This window comes from Sorangium sp. So ce145, from assembly GCF_051525985.1.
Taxonomy (GTDB): domain Bacteria; phylum Myxococcota_A; class Polyangia; order Polyangiales; family Polyangiaceae; genus Sorangium; species Sorangium cellulosum_B.
The window spans coordinates 9053052-9069277 of sequence record NZ_CP150315.1; the positions used below are offsets into that span (position 1 = coordinate 9053052).

The 16226-nt window shown below is 72.6% G+C and carries 14 protein-coding genes; 9 read left to right on the forward strand and 5 right to left on the reverse strand.

Annotated features, from left to right (window positions below):
- Positions 1-6: 6 nt before the first annotated feature.
- Positions 7-789 carry a Uma2 family endonuclease gene (locus tag WMF34_RS33595; protein ID WP_012239197.1) on the reverse strand — a complete coding sequence of 261 codons (783 nt, stop codon included), beginning with the start codon at positions 787-789 and terminating at the stop codon, positions 7-9.
- A gap of 120 nt (positions 790-909) precedes the next feature.
- Between WMF34_RS33595 and WMF34_RS33600 the strand changes: the two genes are divergently transcribed.
- From WMF34_RS33600 to WMF34_RS33610, 3 genes are all read left to right on the forward strand, one after another.
- Positions 910-3222, forward strand: coding sequence for an ArnT family glycosyltransferase (locus tag WMF34_RS33600; protein ID WP_012239198.1), 2313 nt, complete (start codon positions 910-912; stop codon positions 3220-3222).
- A 55-nt stretch (positions 3223-3277) separates the two neighbouring features.
- Positions 3278-3877: a TonB family protein gene (locus WMF34_RS33605; protein WP_437990358.1), complete on the forward strand. Its 600-nt coding sequence runs from the start codon at positions 3278-3280 to the stop codon at positions 3875-3877.
- A gap of 216 nt (positions 3878-4093) precedes the next feature.
- Positions 4094-5140: a hypothetical protein gene (locus WMF34_RS33610; protein WP_437990359.1), complete on the forward strand. Its 1047-nt coding sequence runs from the start codon at positions 4094-4096 to the stop codon at positions 5138-5140.
- Between the two features lie 24 nt (positions 5141-5164).
- On the opposite strand, the gene WMF34_RS33615 is transcribed toward WMF34_RS33610, so the two are convergent.
- Entirely contained in the window at positions 5165-6211 is a 1047-nt protein-coding gene (locus WMF34_RS33615; protein ID WP_437990360.1) for a glycosyltransferase family 4 protein, read from the reverse strand.
- Between the two features lie 374 nt (positions 6212-6585).
- Between WMF34_RS33615 and WMF34_RS33620 the strand changes: the two genes are divergently transcribed.
- Positions 6586-8271 carry a hypothetical protein gene (locus tag WMF34_RS33620; RefSeq protein WP_437990361.1) on the forward strand — a complete coding sequence of 562 codons (1686 nt, stop codon included), beginning with the start codon at positions 6586-6588 and terminating at the stop codon, positions 8269-8271.
- 62 nt (positions 8272-8333) lie between these two features.
- Here the strand turns inward: WMF34_RS33620 and WMF34_RS33625 are convergent, their stop codons facing one another.
- Positions 8334-10175, reverse strand: coding sequence for a glycosyltransferase family 39 protein (locus tag WMF34_RS33625; RefSeq protein ID WP_437990362.1), 1842 nt, complete (start codon positions 10173-10175; stop codon positions 8334-8336).
- Positions 10176-10281: 106 nt separating this feature from the next.
- Here WMF34_RS33625 and WMF34_RS33630 point away from each other — a divergent pair, with 106 nt between their 5' ends.
- From WMF34_RS33630 to glyA, 3 genes are read left to right on the forward strand one after another with little or no spacing between them, the layout of a single operon-like run.
- Positions 10282-10422 carry a hypothetical protein gene (locus tag WMF34_RS33630; RefSeq protein WP_437990363.1) on the forward strand — a complete coding sequence of 47 codons (141 nt, stop codon included), beginning with the start codon at positions 10282-10284 and terminating at the stop codon, positions 10420-10422.
- 57 nt (positions 10423-10479) lie between these two features.
- Positions 10480-11790: a dihydrolipoamide acetyltransferase family protein gene (locus tag WMF34_RS33635; protein ID WP_437990364.1), complete on the forward strand. Its 1311-nt coding sequence runs from the start codon at positions 10480-10482 to the stop codon at positions 11788-11790.
- Positions 11787-13058: a serine hydroxymethyltransferase gene (gene glyA / locus WMF34_RS33640; protein WP_012239205.1), complete on the forward strand. Its 1272-nt coding sequence runs from the start codon at positions 11787-11789 to the stop codon at positions 13056-13058. The genes WMF34_RS33635 and glyA overlap by 4 nt, the downstream gene beginning before the upstream one ends.
- 139 nt (positions 13059-13197) lie before the next feature.
- Here the strand turns inward: glyA and WMF34_RS33645 are convergent, their stop codons facing one another.
- Positions 13198-14019: a hypothetical protein gene (locus WMF34_RS33645; protein WP_437990365.1), complete on the reverse strand. Its 822-nt coding sequence runs from the start codon at positions 14017-14019 to the stop codon at positions 13198-13200.
- A 272-nt stretch (positions 14020-14291) separates the two neighbouring features.
- Between WMF34_RS33645 and WMF34_RS33650 the strand changes: the two genes are divergently transcribed.
- A complete protein-coding gene (locus WMF34_RS33650) occupies positions 14292-14573 on the forward strand; it encodes a hypothetical protein (RefSeq protein WP_012239207.1) in 282 nt (93 codons plus the stop codon).
- A 199-nt stretch (positions 14574-14772) separates the two neighbouring features.
- Positions 14773-15390, forward strand: a complete 618-nt coding sequence (locus tag WMF34_RS33655) for a hypothetical protein (protein ID WP_231864382.1) — start codon at positions 14773-14775, stop codon at positions 15388-15390.
- A gap of 204 nt (positions 15391-15594) precedes the next feature.
- Here WMF34_RS33655 and WMF34_RS33660 read toward each other — a convergent pair whose 3' ends face one another.
- On the reverse strand, positions 15595-15933 hold the full coding sequence (locus WMF34_RS33660; RefSeq protein WP_012239209.1) for an HU family DNA-binding protein: 339 nt from the start codon (positions 15931-15933) through the stop codon (positions 15595-15597).
- Positions 15934-16226: the final 293 nt, after the last annotated feature.

Genomic DNA, 16226 nt, shown 5'->3' on the forward strand with positions numbered 1-16226 from the left:
CGAGGCTCACGGGGCCCCGGGTCCCTTGCCCCTCGCCCCCGCGGCGCTCGCGATCTGGGCCTCGAGCGCCGCCACGCGCTCCAGCGCGGCCTCCTTCGCCGCGCGCTCCGCCTCCTTCGCCGCGCGCTCCGCCTCCTTCGCCGCGCGCTCCGCCTCCGCGGCGGTCGGGAAGAGCTCCTCGCCCTCGGGCCCCGTGGCCAGCCGGAGGCGCGCCTCCTCGCCGGCGCCGATCACCCGCAGCCAGCAGCCGAGCACGCGCGCGTGGATCCTGTCGACGTTCGTCGTCTCCACCCGGACGAAGCCGCGCGTCTTCAGCCTCCGGTAGCGCTGCCACCGCACCCGATCGCGGCCCCGCTCCCAGTCGGGATCGAAGATCACGAGCTCCTTCACCCCGAGCTCCCTGTAGCGCTCGGGCGCGTCCACGTAGTCCTTGTAAGGCTCGTCGGACGAGACGACCTCGAGCGCGAAGCTCGGGGCGATGCCCGTCTCCCACACCTTCCAGCTCCGCACGCGCCGGCCCGGCGGCACGCCAGGGAGCACGTACACGTCCGGGGCCACGACCTTGGAAGGGTTGAACTGCTGATAATAGATGAACTGGTCCGCCCCCACGAACCTCGGCCGACCGAGCGCCTCGTACCAGCGCTCGATGAGAGGACGGAGGAGCTCCACGATCCACGTCTGAAGGGAGTCCTCCCCCATCTTCTTCTCCACCGGATAGAACGTCGGATCACGCTCCTTGCCGTCACGGTGCGCCCGCCGATGGACCTGCCTGTGCGCCTCGGTCGACATGCCCCCATCCTACCCGACCGGGGCGCGCGCATCGACCCGCGCCGCAGCGGCGCGCGGCGCCCGCTCCTCGGCGCTCCACCTGCCCGCGCGACGCCGCCGACGCGATAGGCTGCGCCCACGTTGCTGCCCCCGCGCCTCGCCCCCCGTCCGACCGACCTGCGCGGCCTCCCCGCCGCGTCCCGCCGCGAGGCCCGCGCGGCGCTCGCCGTCACCGCGCTCGCCACGGCGTGGTTCGCGCTCGCGGCGGCGTGGGAGATGTTCGGACCCGTCCTCGCCGGACATTACGCGTCGTCGGCGAGCGTCGGGATCATCGCGGAGAACATGCTCCGCTGGAAGATCCCCGGACCCGTGTGGGAGTACACAGCGAGCCGGCCGGCGCCCGGGATGTACTACTGCCACCACCCGTGGGGGATCTTCTGGACGACGGCCGCGTTCATGGAGGTCCTCGGGCGGCACGACGTCATCTGCCGCCTGCCCGCCGTCCTTCTGAGCGCCGCGACGCCGCCCCTGCTCTACGCCCTCGGCCGGAGCGTCTACCGCCCCGCCGCGGGGGCCGCCGCGGCGGCGTCGTTCGTCGTCCTGCCGATCACGCTCTCGTTCGCGAACTTCAACGCGCTCGAGGTCCCGGTCATGGCCTGGACGCTGCTCGGGCTCTTCGGCTACGTCCGCCTGTTACAGACATCCAGGCGCCGTTACCTCGCGCTGAGCGCGCTCGGGCTCGCGCTCGGCATGCACGCCGACTGGCCCGCGTTCGTGCTCACGGGCGGGCTGCTCGCGTTCGGCGCGATCCGGGCCTACCTGCTCCCGAGGCGCGTCTTCGGCCCGCTCCCCGAGCGGCGCTACGCCGCGTGGTGGGTGCTCACGGCCTCGCTCGCCGCGCTGACGGCCGCGCTCTACCTGGCCCTCTTCCAGCATGCCGGCAAGCTCGGCGACCTCCTGATGAGCTACGGGCTCCGCTCCTCGGGGAACGCCGAGCCGCTCGGCAAGGTGCTCGAGAGCCGGCGGTACTGGCTCGAGCTCTCGTTCACGCCGATCGCCATCGCCGCCGGAAAGCTCGCCGCGATCGTCTGCGCGGCGCGGCTCGCCCTGCTCCGGCGCGAGCACGACGCGCTGCCGCTGCTCTACCTCGCGACCGCGGCGGTGCAGTACGTCGTCTTCCGGCAAGGCGCCGACATCCACATCTTCTGGCCGCACTACTTCGCGGCCTACTTCGCCCTCGCCGCCGCCGCCCTCGTCGACACCGGCGCGGCGCTCCTGGAGCGCGCGGCCGCAGCGCGGCGAGCCGCGCGGGTCGCGACGCCGTCGGGCGGGCCGGCGCTCGACGCGCCGTCGGGCGGGCCGGCGCTCGCGGCGCTCGCGCTGTGGCTCGTGCCGCTCGCCGCCATCCTGCGCGACGGGCTCCCGGCGCTGCGTTATGCACGCGAGACAGGCGGGCGCTTCAACGAGCGGGGACACCTCATCGACTCCGACGGGGCGAAGACGGCGTTCCTGCGATGGCTCGCGCCGAGGCTGCCGGGGACGCCGACCGACGCGCCCGTCGCGATGCACGAGAGCATGAAGGCCACCTGGGCCCAGGTCTGGGCGCTCGGCGGGCGCGTCGTGACGCCGAGCCGACCCCCGCCGAAGGAAGCGCCGCCGCGCGGCGCCTACCTCGTGGACACGCGGTTCATGCTCGACCGGGATCAGGCGAGCCTCGCGCAGCGCTTCGACGTGACGGCGGTGGGCCCGTTCTGGGCGCTCGGCGCGGGCGCCGGGGCGCGCACGCTCTCGGCAAGCGGCGCGAGCGGCATCGAGGCCTTCTCGTTCCGCGAGCGAGAGCCGGGGCTCCTCGCCTGGTACCTCGTCTCGGGCACCGAGCCCGAGCGCGAGATCGTGCCCGATCCGTTCCTCACGTGGGAGCTCCGCGCGCACTTCGGACAGCCAGCGGAGCCGCCGGCCGCGCCGCCGGAGACGCTGGAGCAGAAGCGGATCGCGCACAACATGGCGCTCAGCGCGGGCGACGGCGCGCGCGCGGCGGCGCTCTTCGCGGAGATCCGCGCCGCGCTCGCGCCGATCGAGGCGCGGTTCGACGACGGCACGGAGCTGCTCGGGACGACGTTCCACGAGGGGGCCTGCTCGCTCCTCACGATCTTCGTGCGCGCGGGGGGCCCGGCGGCGAGCGACGTGGTGCTCGCGGTGCGCTCCCGGGTCGTCGAGCGCGCCCCGCTGTCCACGACGATGGCGGACCCGGTCGTCCGCGAGGTCGGACCACCGACGGCGATCTCGCCGCAGCGCTGGAGGACGGGCTTCCTTTATGCCGATCCGGTGCCGATCCGGAAGCGGCCAGGGACGGAGGTGTTCTGGGCGTCCATGACGGCGCGCGAGCGCGGCCGCGCGCCGAAGCTCGTGGATCGCGGCGGCGCGTCGGAGGTCGAGGTCCTGCGGCTGCGCTGAGCGAGCGCCGCTATCCCCGTGGACACGGCCCCGCGTTCGGGTTTTACCTTCGGGCATGAGCTCTCGCCGAACAGGGTTGGTTCTGATCCTCGCGCTCGCGGCGGGCTGCGGCGCCCCGCCAGCCGCCCAGTCGCCGGCGCAGCCCGCCTCGGAGGGGCCGAGGTCGTCGGCGTCCCCGGAACCGACGACCTCGGCCCCCCCGGAGCCGAAGCCCGCGGCGCCCCCGCCGGACGCGCAGGCCCCCGCGGCGGGGACGCCGGTCGATGCGCCCCCGCCGCCGCCGGCCACCGCGAGACCGGACGGCAACGTGAGGCCCGGCGCGGCCACCGCGACCGGCACGCTGGGGGGCAACATCTCCGAGATGCAGGTCCGCGACGTCGTGGAGAAGCACGGCGAGCTGTTCGACGAGTGCTACAAGATCGGCGTCAAGAGCTCGCCGAAGTTCACGGGGAAGGTGACCGTCAAGGCGACCATCGGTCCGACCGGCAGGGTGAACAGGGCTGACGTGGTGAGGTCGACGGCGAAGAATCAGCAGGTCGATCGCTGCGTGGCCGATGCCTTCGAGAAGATGCAGTTCCCCTCGCCGCAAGGCGGGGTGACGACCGTCATCACCTTTCCCATCGAGTTCAGCGGCGTCGAGCTCGTGCAACCCTGAGGAAGACCGCGTCGGGCTCGAAATTTACAGTACCCACGGTGCGACGTCACACCACGAGGCCATGACACACGCGGTCGACCCCAATGTCTGTCCTTAGAACCGCTATTTCGCGTTGCGCAAAGCCCCGCCCGGAAGACACCATGACACCTCGCTCTGGTGCTTTCGGCGACTCGCCTGGGTCCGCCGCCATCAACGCCTAACTTCTTGGAGAGAGCCATGAACTCGAGATCTCGCCTGTCGTCCTTCGGTCGGGTTCCGGTCGGACATCTGCTGCGGGTCGCGTGCATCGCTGCGGCGCTGCAAGCGGCCGCGTGCTCCAGCGCCGACGGCCCCAGCAGCGCCGGGAACAGCGGCGGCACGACGGGGAGCGCGGGCAGCGCGGGCAGCGCGGGCAGCACGGGCAGCGGCGGAGACGACGTCGGGGGCGTGGCCTCGAGCAGCGGCGGAGACGACTTCGGCAGCCTGACCACGAGCGCCGGCAGCGGCAACAGCAGCTCGGGGAGCGGCGCGCCCAGCAGCGAGGACACCTGCGATGGCCTGGACAACGACGGCAATGGCATCGTCGACGACGTCGACGTCGCCGGCGACGGCGTCTGCGACTGCCTCCGCATCGCCACGCTGGGCGAGCCGGGCCAGTGGGGCGACGGCGACGTCTTCGAGTCCTGGTTGGACCAGCGCAGCATCAACGGCGCCGTCGGCCTGAACGACGCCGAGCTCACCGCGGAGGAGCTCGCAAAGCACCAGGTCATCGTCATCCAGGACGTGAGCGAAATCGGGCGCACGTACTCGGAAGCCGAGGTCGAGGCGCTCCGCGACTGGATCTCGAAGGGCGGCGGCCTCATGACGTTGATCGGGTACGGCCAGACCCGGGAGCGCGCGAACGTCAACACGCTGCTCGCTCCGCTCGGCGTCAGCTACGACGCAGCGCAGATCCTCCCGAGGCGAGGCGGCGCCACGGTGCCCATCACGGAGTGGACCGCGGGGCATCCGGTGCTCGACGGGATCGAGGCGGTCGGCGTGGACACCGGTTACCCGGTGGTCGGCGAGGGCACCACGCTGGCGACCGGCGACGGCCACGACGTGCTGAAGGCGCTGGAGGTCGGCGATGGCCGGGTGCTGGTCTGGGGCGACGAGTGGATCACCTACAACAGCGAGTGGGTCGATCATCCCGAGTATCAGGTCGAGCGCTTCTGGCTGAACGCCATCAAATGGATGACGCCAGCCAACGAGTGCCAGGTGGCCATCCCACCCCAGGTCAACTGAGCCCCTCGACCTCCCGCGCGGCGATCACGCCGCCCGGGAGCCCTCGGCGCGCCGCGGGCCGGTCACGGTCCGGTAGAGCTCCTCGTATTTGCCCACCATCACGGCGCTGCTCCAGCGCTCGCGCGCGCGGCGCGCGCAGGCGGCGCGATCGAAGCGGGCCAGGCCCGCCGCGAGCGCGGCGAGGCGCGACAGGTCGCCCGGCGGCGCCAGGTAGCCGGTGACGCCCTCGTCGACGATCTCGGGGAAGGAGCCGCGGCGAAAGCCGAGCACCGGGGTGCCGCAGAGCATGGCCTCGATGGCGATCAGCCCGAACGGCTCCTCCCACTGGAGCGGGCAGAGGACGGCGCGGGCCCCGCGCAGGAGCGCGACCTTGCGGTCGTGGCCCATCTCCCCGAGGTCCGATATCCCGCTCTCCCGGAGGCGCGGGGCGACCTCCTGGAGATAATAGATCCGGTCCTTGGGGTGCGCGCGGCCCGCGAGCTTGATCGGCAGGCCCGCGGCCCTCGCGATGTCGAGCGCCAGGTGGGTCCCCTTCTCCTCGGCGTAGCGGCCCAGGTGGGCGAGGTAGCCCTCGTCGCTCAGGCTCGGCGGATAACGCCCCGGCGTGACGCCGTGATGGATGACGCACGAGCGCGGCAGCGGGATCTCCAGGGCGCGCTGCCGCGCGCTGATCGCCACGTACGCGACCTCCGGGTGGCGCGCGTAGATGCGCGAGCTCTCGCCGCAGGGCGCGTGGTGCAGGGTGTGCACCGCCGGGACGCGGACGAAGCGGGTGAACGGGACGGCGATCGGGCTGTTCACGTGGATCACGTCGAACCCGTCCTCGCGCGCGATCTCCGAGAAGGCCCAGGCGACGTGGTTGACCTCGTCTTCCGGCGCCGGAGGCCAGCTCGGGCTCCCGTAAAGGGACCGGCGACGGCAGCTGACCACCGAATCTCCCGTCGCGAAGAGCGTGACCTCGTGTCCGCGCGCCGACAGCCCCTCGGCCAGCTCGTGACAGAACAGCTCGGTCCCGCCGTACCCGGAGGGAGGCACCCGGATGAACGGGGTGGAAACGATCGCGATCCGCATGCTCTTTGCTCCTCGGTCGCCGCGCCGCGACCGGGGCCATGCTCGCCCCCGCTCGCAGCGGAGCGCATACCCGCACTCGGGACCCATCAACGAGCATGCCAGCGGGCTGCTCCCCACCTGCCCGGCCGAGGGAGCGCGCGAGGACAGCGGCTGCGCAGCAGACGCGGCGCGGCGCCCGCCAGCCAACGCGATCCGGACCGGCGCGCGGCGGTGCGGCGCTTTCTTCAAGCGTCTCATGCGTCTAGGATGCGCCCTCCCGCTCGCTCCTGCGCGCGGGGCAGCGCGGGGAGCGTCGCGAGCCCGAGCGCCCCGGCCAATCTGCACACAGGTGGTCAATGACTTCGAGATCGAATCGTTACGGATCGGCGCTCGCGTTGAGCATTTCGCTGGTGGCCACCGCGGGCTGCCAGATGGTCACGATGCCCGATCGCAGCCTCATCCATGAGGACACGGGAGGGAGCGGCGGACAGGGAGGAACGGGCGGAGGGGGCTCCGGCGGCAATGACGGCGGCGGCGGGAGCAGCGATGGCGGCGGCGGGAGCAGCGATGGCGGCGGCGGGAGCAGCGACGGCGGAGGTGGCTCCGGCGGTGGCGATGGCGGCTCCGGCGGTGGCGATGGCGGCTCCGGCGGTGGCAATGGTGGCTCCGGCGGTGGCGATGGTGGCTCCGGCGGTGGCAACGGCGGGAGCGATGGTGGCGCCGGCGGAGTCGATGGCAACGGCGGCAACGGAGGCGACGCTGGAGCCGGCGGGGACGGCGGAGCGGGCGGCATCGACGGCTCCGGCGGCGGCGGCGACGTCCCGTGCACCGGCGACACCGACTGCCCCGCGCCTGACGGCGAGTGCGCGGTCGCGAGGTGCGTCGACGGTGGATGCACGACCGAGCCCGTTGCCTCGGGGACGCCCGTGAAGGAGCAGATGGCCGGCGACTGTCGCGAGCGCGTCTGCGACGGTGACGGCGCGGTCATGGAGGTCGACGACGACGACGATGTGCGCGACGACCACAGCCAGTGCACGGTCGACTCCTGCCGCGATGGCTCGCCGATCAACGCCCCGGTCGAGGCCGGCACCTGGTGCCCCCTGGCCGACGGCGGGCTGTGCAACCCCGCCGGGGTCTGCGTGCAGTGCCTCGTCGACTCGGACTGCCCGACCGAGGTCTGCATCGACTACGTCTGCCAGGTCGCCTCGTGCGAGGACGGCCTGCACAACGGCGACGAGGGCGGCATCGACTGCGGCGGCAGCGCCTGCCCTGCGTGCGGAGCGCCGGCCAGGGTGACCTCCGTCGATTATCCGGTCATCGCCGTCGGCGGCGCGCTCGTGCTCACCGGCTCCGGCTTCACCGGGGCGACGGGGGTGACCGTGGGCTTCGCGCCGCAGCCCTTCACGATCGACTCCGACACGCAGATCACGATCCCCGCGCTCTCGGACGCGACGCCGATCGGCCCGGGGGACATCGTCGTGAACCGGCCGGGGGCGCGGTGGACGTCGTTCCCGGTGACGGTGATCCAGCTCCAGATCAACGAGGTCGACGCCGACACGGCGGACAGCGGCGACCTGCTCGAGTTCATCGAGATCAGCACGGGCTGGCGGTACGTGAGCCTCGCCGGCTACACGCTCGTGCTCTACGACGGGGCCACCGACGGCTCCTACCGCGCGATCGAGCTCGAAGGCACGACGGACGTGGGCGGGCTCCTGCTCGTCGGCACCAGCGGCGTCGTACCGACGCCCGCCATCGTCCTCCCGACCAACACCCTGCAGAACGGCCCGGCCGCGGTCGCCTTGTACCAGGCGCTGCCCGCGGAGTTCCCTGCGTCCACGCCGGCCACGGCGGCGCGCCTCATCGACGCGCTCGTCTACGGACCGGCGGCCGAGCCGGACGCGCAGCTCTTGAACGCGCTGATCTCGAGCGCTCCGGGGCGCGTCCAGGTCAGCGAGGGCGCGACCTCCGCGCTGTCGGAGGCGCAGTCGATCCAGCGCTGCGCCGACGGCCTCCGCGACGGCCGCCGCTTCGGGGCGGCGGCGCCCACCCCTCGCAGGCCCAACACCCTCCCCTGCCCCTGAAGAAGGCGCGGCGCAGCTGGCAGCGCGCCGCGCCGCCGCCGCCCGGCGCTGGGCTCCGGGGCTCAGCGCTCGAGGTGGATCTCGAAATCCTCGATGCTCACGGCGAGCTCGTAGCGCTCCTCGATGAGCCCCGCGAGCTCAGGGAACCCGTTCAGGGTGTCGCGCGAGTCGATCACGTCGCCGGTCACCGAGGGGAAGACGTCGTGGCGCTCGACCACGATCGCGGCCGGCGGGCTCGCGGCGAGGTCGCGCATCAGCGCGTCGCGCGCCTCCTGCCGGGCCCACGCCGCGCGCTGCGGGACGTTGTAGAGGTAGCGCGTCGCCGGCGGGCGATCGGCGAGATCGTAGATCACCGGCTCGAAGCCCCACACGAACACGGGGCGCCCCGGCGCGACGCGCTCGCGCAGCCACATGGCGACCTCCCGGTTCGCCGCGGCGTTGACGTCGGCGACCGACGCGAGGCGATCGAGGCGCGCCTGGTCCCTCGCGCCGGTGGCGAGCACCGCGATCCGCTTGGCGCAGCGCTCGATGTAGTCGTCGGCCACGTCCTTGGTCGCGGAGCGGGCGAAGGCGGTCGCGACGAGCGCCGCGAGGAGCGCCGCCGCGGCCGCCTTCGCGCCGGACCGGGTGCACCGCTGCCACGCCTTCCAGAGGCCGAGCGCGGCGAGCATCGCGGTGAGCGGCCACGTCGCGCCGTAGTGGTAGGGGAAGAACTTCGCCTGCATCACGACGCCGACGAGGTGCATGGCGATCACGCCCGAGAGCAGCGCCACGCCCGCCCGCTCGTGGCGTTCGGGGTGCAGCGCGACCAGGCAAGCGAGGCCGAACGCGAGCGGGCCGGAGTAGTGGACGAGCCACTCGCTGGCGCCGTACCACGCCATGCCGAGCACGCTCGCGCCGCGCCAGCCGAGCGCGGTGTAGTGCGGCGTGAAGACGAAGAGGACCTCCCGCAGATCGCCGAGCGCGCCCCTCAGGGCGAACCAGGCGGCGCAGGCGAGCACGGGGAGCACGCCGCCCAGCGCGATGAGCAAGGCGGGCCGGAGCGCCGCCCAGAGGAGCGCGGCCGCCGTCGATCGGACCGGCCCGGACGCGGGTGTCGCAGAGCGCGCCGGCTCGCCCTGGAGCGCGGTCGGACCGGCGTCGATCCAGCGCTGGACGGCGGCCCGCGCCGCGCCGCGCCGCGCGAGCTCGGCGAGGGCGGGCGCGGCCAGCGCGACGGCGAGCACGACGCCGCCCCCGGCGAGGGGCGGCTTGAGGAGGCCGGCGGCGCCGAAGAGCGCGCCCGACAGGACCAGCGCGGCGCCGCGCGGCGCCGGGCGGGGCGCGCCGTCGCGGCCGCGCGGCGCCGGGCGGGGCGCGCCGTCGCGGCCGCGCGGCGTGGCCACGAGCAGCGCGGCGATGGTGAGCATGCCGCCGAACGACTCGGGCTGCGCCGTGTGCCAGAAATCGAGCTGGGCGTGCACCAGCACGGCGAGCGCCGCGGCGACGACGCCGATCCGCCGGTCGCCGAAGAGGCGGGCGGCGAGCGACGCCATCGCGAGGCACATGCCGGCGAGGCCGAGGACCTCGAGGACGCGGATGCCCCACTGCGCGGGACCGAAGAGGGCGCGGGCGAGCGCGTAGATGAGGAAGATGCCGGGCGGCTTGAAGTCGAACGCGTCGCGGTAAGGCATGCCGCCGTCGAGCACCGCGCGCGCGACCATGGCGTAGATGCCCTGATCGCGGCCGTAGCCGTAGGTCAGCACCTGCAGCAGCAGGAACGCGATGACGCCGAGCGAGGCCGCCCGGATCGCCCGCGCCCCCACGACGCGCGGCGGCCCGGCGGCGAGGCGCTCGCGCGCGCTCTCGCTCGAGGGGGCCAGGGGGGCGGGGGCTGCGGTCGCATCCGGCGCGGCGTCACGCACGGGGCCCTTGTACCGGCTGGGGCCCGCCAGCGTCTACGTGCGTCGACATACGATTCCAGCCGCCCTGCGCCCAGGTGGAGGCGCGCCTCGGTGGAGGCGGCTCGCCGTGGCCGAGACCGACGCAACCGACGCGACCGACGCGACCGACGCGACCCACAAAAAAGGATACACACCGGACGAACACTGTGTCGTTGCTCTCGAAGGGCGGGCGGCGTATACGACCGTGCCGCCTAGCCCGGAGAGGTGAAACGGGCGCTCACGGCGGCGCGCGTTGGAGGCGCGAGAAGCGATGGTCGAAGTCCGCATGCCACAGCTCGGTGAGAGCGTGGTCGAGGGAACCGTCTCGAGGTGGCTCGTGCGCGAGGGCGATTTCGTCAAGCGCGAGCAGCCGCTGCTCGAGGTCGCGACCGACAAGGCCGATACGGAGATCCCGGCGCCCGTCGCGGGTCGTGTCTCGCAGATCGCGGTGGCCGAGGGCACCGTCGTCGCCAAGGAAGGTCTGCTCTGTCGGATCGACGAGACGGCGCAGGGCGAGGCCCAGACGACGGCCCAGCGCGCGAGCGCGCCGCCGGCGCCGTCCGAAGCGCGGCCCGCCGCGCCGGCGCCCGGCAGCAACGGACACGACGAGAGCGCCCGCCCCCTGACGAGCCCGTCGACGAAGAAGCTCGCGCGCGAGTCGGGCGTCGACCTGCGCGACGTGCACGGGACAGGCGATCACGGCCGGATCACCCGCGACGACGTGATGCGCGCGGCGCACGGCGCGTCGGCCGAGCCGGCGCCTCAGCCGAGCGCGGCGGCCCAGCCGGCGAGCGCGGCCGCGGAGCTCTCGCAGCTCATCCAGGCGAGCGGCGGGTTCGTGCCGCCGGTGCCCGGCGTCGGGTACGGCGCGTACAAGGTGCCGCCCTACTCCCCGAAGCCCGGCGACAAGGTGGTGCCCTTCAGCCGGCGCCGCCGCATCACCGCCGACCACATGGTCTATTCCAAGGTGACGTCGCCGCACGTGGTGACGGTCGCCGAGGTCGACCTGCACGAGACGTCGAAGCTGCGCGACCTCCACAAGGACGAGTTCAAGCGGGCGGGCGTGTCGCTGACGTTCCTGTCCTTCATCTGCGCCGCGGCCGTGCGCGCGCTGCGCGAGCACCCGGAGTTCAACGCTCGAGTGCTCGAGAACTCGTACGTGGTGCTGCGCGACGTCAACCTCGGCGTGGCGGTGGACACGCCCGGCGGCCTCATCGTCCCGAGCATCAAGCACGCGGACGAGCTGTCGCTGCGGGGCATCGCGAGGAGCATCGACGAGCTGGCCGGGCGCGCGAAGTCCGGCAAGATCACGGCCGACGATCTCGCGAACACGACCTTCACGGTCTCGAACCCCGGCCTCAAGGGGAACCTCTTCGGCGGCGCGATCATCTCGCAGCCGAACGTGGGCATCCTCCGGATGGGGGAGATCAAGAAGCGCGTCGTGGTGGTCACGAAGGACAAGGAGGACTCGATCGCGATCCATCCGGTCATGTTCCTCGCGCTGTCGTACGACCACCGCATCATCGACGGGGTGCTGGCGAACTCGTTCCTCTGGCGCGTCACCGACATCCTCACACGCGGGGAGTTCGAGGTATGAGCGTGACAAGCGAAGTGCAGGGCCTGCGGGCGCTCAACGAGGTCGATCCGGAGATCGCCGAGCTGATCCGCCTGGAAGAGCGGCGGGAAGCGGACACGCTCCGGCTCATCGCGAGCGAGAACTACGTGTCTCGGGCGGTGCTCGAGGCGACGGGCTCGGTGCTGACGAACAAGTACTCCGAGGGGTACCCGCACAAGCGGTATTACGAGGGTCAGCAGCAGGTCGACGTGGTCGAGGAGCTCGCGCGGACGCGGGTGGCCAAGCTGTTCGGGGCCGACCACGTGAACGTGCAGCCCTACTCCGGGAGCCCGGCCAACCTGGCCGTCTACCTCGCGTTCGCGCAGGCGAACGACACGATCATGGGCCTCGGCCTGCCCGCGGGCGGGCACCTGACCCACGGCTGGTCGGTGAGCATCACCGGGAAGTACTTCAAGAGCGTGCCGTACGGGGTTCGCGAGAGCGATCACCGCATCGACCTGGATCAGGTCCGTGACCTGGCGCGCGCCCACCGGCCGAAGCTCATCTGGTGCGGGACGACGGCGTACCCGCGCACGCTCGACTTCGCCGCGTTCCGGGCGATCGCCGACGAGGTGGGGGCGATCCTGGCGGCGGACATCGCGCACATCGCGGGGCTCGTGGCCGCGGGGGTGCACCCGTCGCCGGTGGGCATCGCCGACGTGGTGACGTCGACGACGCACAAGACCTTCCGGGGCCCGCGCGGCGCGATGATCCTCTGCAAGAAGGAGCACGCGGGCGCGATCGACAAGGCGGTGTTCCCCGGCCTCCAGGGCGGTCCGCACAACCACACGACCGCGGCCATCGCGGTCGCGGCGAAGGAGGCCTCGGAGGAAGGGTTCCGGGCCTACGCGAGGCAGATCGTGGTGAACGCGCAGGCGCTCGGGCGCGCGCTGGAGTCGCGCGGCTTCCGGCTCATCACCGGCGGGACCGACAACCACCTCTTGCTGATCGACATGACGCCGAAGGGGATCGCGGGCAAGCCGTACGCGCAGGCGCTCGATCGCGCGGGCATCGTGGCGAACTACAACTCGATCCCGTTCGATCCGCGCAAGCCGTTCGACCCGTCGGGGCTCCGCATCGGCACGCCGGCGGTGACGTCGCGCGGGATGGGCGTCGCCGAGATGGAGCGCCTCGCGGCGTGGATGGATGAGGTGGCGCAGAACGTGAACGACGAGGCGCGCATCGCGCGCATCGCCGCCGAGGTCGCGGAGCTCTGCCGCGGCTTCCCGGCGCCCGGCATCCGGCTCTAGCCAAACCTGCGGCGAGCCGCGGCGCTGCGGCCGAGGACGCCACGGAGAGCGATCTCCTGGCGTCCTCGGCGCTTTTGTGGCCGATACCCGAGGACGCCGGGGAGAGCGATCTCCCGGCGTCCTCGGCGTCCTGGCGGCGTCACTTCACGTAAAGCTGCGCGGCGGCGACGCCCGAGCCGGAGGTGGCCTTCACGATGTACTTGGCGTTGATGCCGACGGGGAGCGACCAGCGGTAGCAGTTGCCCCGACCGCCGAGCGCGGCGTTCGAGCCGCTCGAGTTGTCCTGCGCCAGCACCGATGAGCCCATCGGGATCGGGGTGAGCGCGACCAAGCTGATGTCGAGCTCGGTGATCCCCGCGCCGACACCGACGATCGTGTAGCACTTGCCGGGCATCAGCTGGATCTGCTGCTCGAGGGTCTGTCCGGCGCTGAACTGCCCCGCGATCGGCCCTCCCTCCTTCGTCATGCCGGGCGCCTCGGTCGCAGCGAGGTTGTTCAGCGGGATCGTCGCGGCGGAGGCGAGGTTCGGATCGATCGCCGAGGCGCTGCCGGAGCTAGTCCCGCCGCTCGGGGCCGGCTGCTGCCCGCCGGTCCCGCCGGTCTGCTGGCCAGGGAGCGGGAACGGCCAGGGAAAGCCGCCAGGCTGCGCCGTCGGGGCAGGCTGCGTCGTCGTCGGAGCAGGCTGCGTGGGGGCCGGCTGCGTGGGGGCCGGCTGCGTCGGGGGGGGCTGGTACCCCGGCTGCTGGTACCCGGGCTGCTGGTACCCCGGCTGCTGGTACCCGGGTTGCTGATACCCCGGCTGCTGATACCCCGGCTGCTGGTACCCGGGCTGCTGGTAGTAGCCGGGCGGGGGCTGGTTCGCGTAGTTCGGCGGCGGCGTGGACGCCTCCCGCTGTTGACAACCAGCAGCGAGGGCAGCGGTGAGGACCAGGGCAGGCAGGACGCCAATCGTACGGAGCAAAAGAACCTCCTCGAATTTCCGGCAGAACGCCGCGTTCAATCTCACTGACGGGCTCGCGACGCAACGGGTGGCTCGCGGGGAGCTCCCCGGCGCGCCCCCCGAAGCCCGCTCAACCGAGCTCCAGGTCCGTCCGCCGGATGTCGCTTTGGACGTGGCACGCCCTCGCTTTCATCGCGTCCATCCGACGGATTGATGCTGTTTCTGCCATGATTTCCCGGGTTATTGCGGCCAGGCGCGGCTGGCCGGGGCCCAAAAGTGAGGTAGCCTACGGCATGACCGACCACGGCTCCCGAGCGAAGCTCGATCGTCCCGGAGAGTTTGCTCAGTGGTTCCTGGAACGAGAAATGCTGGCGAGCGCCGGCATGGGGCTCGCGGCCGACAGGGCGCGGCTGCACCTCGGACGCGCGGTCACGTTCCTGGAGCAGGGGATGCTGCGCGAGTCGCTGGTGGAGGCGAACTCCGCCGCGTACCTCGATCAGGCGATCCGGCCCGAGGCGCTGCTCATTGCGCGCATGTGCATCCTGCGCGAGTTCGTGGGCGAGTCCGGCGGCTGAGCGGCGCGAACACCCGAACGCCCGCGCCAGCTTGCCTGCAGGCTTGCGCCGGCGGCGCGGCCGCGCAAGACGCTCGCACATAGCCCCCGCCCCCTGGCGGGTGTATGAGCGCCGCGAGCACAGCTGTCCCAACGAGGGGCCGCGGCGTGCGGCAGGGCTGTGCGCGAGGAGGCCGCAGATGACGGTGACGGGTAGGTCGTTGGGTTCAGCAGTGCTCCTGGCGCTGTCGGTGGCAGCGCTGGGCTGCGGCGGCAGCAGCAAGGAGTCGGAGTTCGCGGACGACGCCCCGGACGCGGGGACGCCGCCGCCGCCCCCGCAGCCGACAGCGTCCGTGCCGCCCCCGGACGCCGGCTTGCCCCCGGTCGCGGCGCCCACGGTGGCGCCCTGCGATGGAGTCCAGTCGCTCGCGATGACCACCATGTTCCAGGGCCGCGCCGCCGGCGAGGCGCCGAAGATGCAGCCGGAAGGGGCGCCCGTCTGCAGCGTGGTGCCCGAGGGACAGACGGCCTCTGGGCAGACCTTCATGCTCCAGCCGGGCAATTGCTACACGTTCCTGGCGCAGGCGCTCCCCACCGTCACCGAGGTGGACGTCCAGCTGGAGCTCGATCTGAACGCCGGAGGACAGCCAGGGCTCGCTGCGTTCAACCTGAAACCGGTGCTCGCCGTCGACTCGGACACCGGCCCGACTGCCGCCATCGGAGCCAAGCAGAGCTGCTACCAATGGCCGTTCCCCATCGCGGCGACGGCCAAGCTGGTTGTCAAGGCGCGCACCGGCTCGGGACCGGTGGCGGCGCAGGCCTACAGCCGCAAGAAGTGAGCTGACCTCGCCGCGGGGGCGGCGGCGGCATCGAGCCGCCCGGGCCCCCCCGGAGGCGGCGCGCGTCGCCGGCGCCGCGCGAGCCGCCCCGCTGCGCGCGCTGGGCGCCCTTCCGCCGCCCCGGCGACGGCGTGCCGAGGCCATGGAGCAAGAACGGCCACGTCGCCGTGGCCGCCCTGCGCTCCGCTGGGAGATCCCGTAAGACTACAGGAGCGCGTCCTTGATGGCCTTGATCGGCCGAGCGCGGACCGACTTGCTCGCCGGCTTCGCGGCGAAGGTCATCGGCTGCTTGGTAAACGGGTTGATCCCCTGGCGCGCCTTCGTCGCAGGGCGCTTGACCACCCGGAACTTCGCGAAGCCGGGCAGCGTGAACACGCCCGACTTCTTCAGCTCGCGATGACCGATCGTGATGAGGGACTCGAGAACGTTCTTGACCTGCTTGCGGCTCAGCTCATCACCGGCAGCTTCGGTGATGGCCTGGATCAGGCCGCTCTTGCTCAACGTCTTCTTCGCGCCGCCCCCGGCCGTCTTCTTACTTGCCATGGCACTCTCCTCGGACATGAGCTCGCGCGCGACACCTCGCCGCGCACAGCCTCAGTGAACCTTACACACGACACAGGACAAAAAAAGACAAAACTGCGGGGAGAAATAGCGATTTCTGAGACGGGGCATCGCGCGGACCCCTGAAAGACCGCGCCGGAGCGGCGCGCCAGAGGGGCAACCAGCCGCCGGGAAGGGCGGCGGCGCGGCGCCGTAGCGGGCCGGAGAGCGTCAAAAAACGCCTGGAGTCGCGCGGTTTTGCGCGCTCCACGCCCCGGCGCGCGCCGCCTGGGGCG

Coding starts and splice junctions, on each gene's coding strand:
- WMF34_RS33595 (WP_012239197.1), bottom strand. CDS start 789: ATGTCGACCGAGGCGCACAGGCAGGTCCATCGGCGGGCGCACCGTGAC.
- WMF34_RS33605 (WP_437990358.1), top strand. CDS start 3,278: ATGAGCTCTCGCCGAACAGGGTTGGTTCTGATCCTCGCGCTCGCGGCG.
- WMF34_RS33610 (WP_437990359.1), top strand. CDS start 4,094: ATGAACTCGAGATCTCGCCTGTCGTCCTTCGGTCGGGTTCCGGTCGGA.
- WMF34_RS33615 (WP_437990360.1), bottom strand. CDS start 6,211: ATGCGGATCGCGATCGTTTCCACCCCGTTCATCCGGGTGCCTCCCTCC.
- WMF34_RS33635 (WP_437990364.1), top strand. CDS start 10,480: ATGCCACAGCTCGGTGAGAGCGTGGTCGAGGGAACCGTCTCGAGGTGG.
- glyA (WP_012239205.1), top strand. CDS start 11,787: ATGAGCGTGACAAGCGAAGTGCAGGGCCTGCGGGCGCTCAACGAGGTC.
- WMF34_RS33650 (WP_012239207.1), top strand. CDS start 14,292: ATGACCGACCACGGCTCCCGAGCGAAGCTCGATCGTCCCGGAGAGTTT.
- WMF34_RS33660 (WP_012239209.1), bottom strand. CDS start 15,933: ATGGCAAGTAAGAAGACGGCCGGGGGCGGCGCGAAGAAGACGTTGAGC.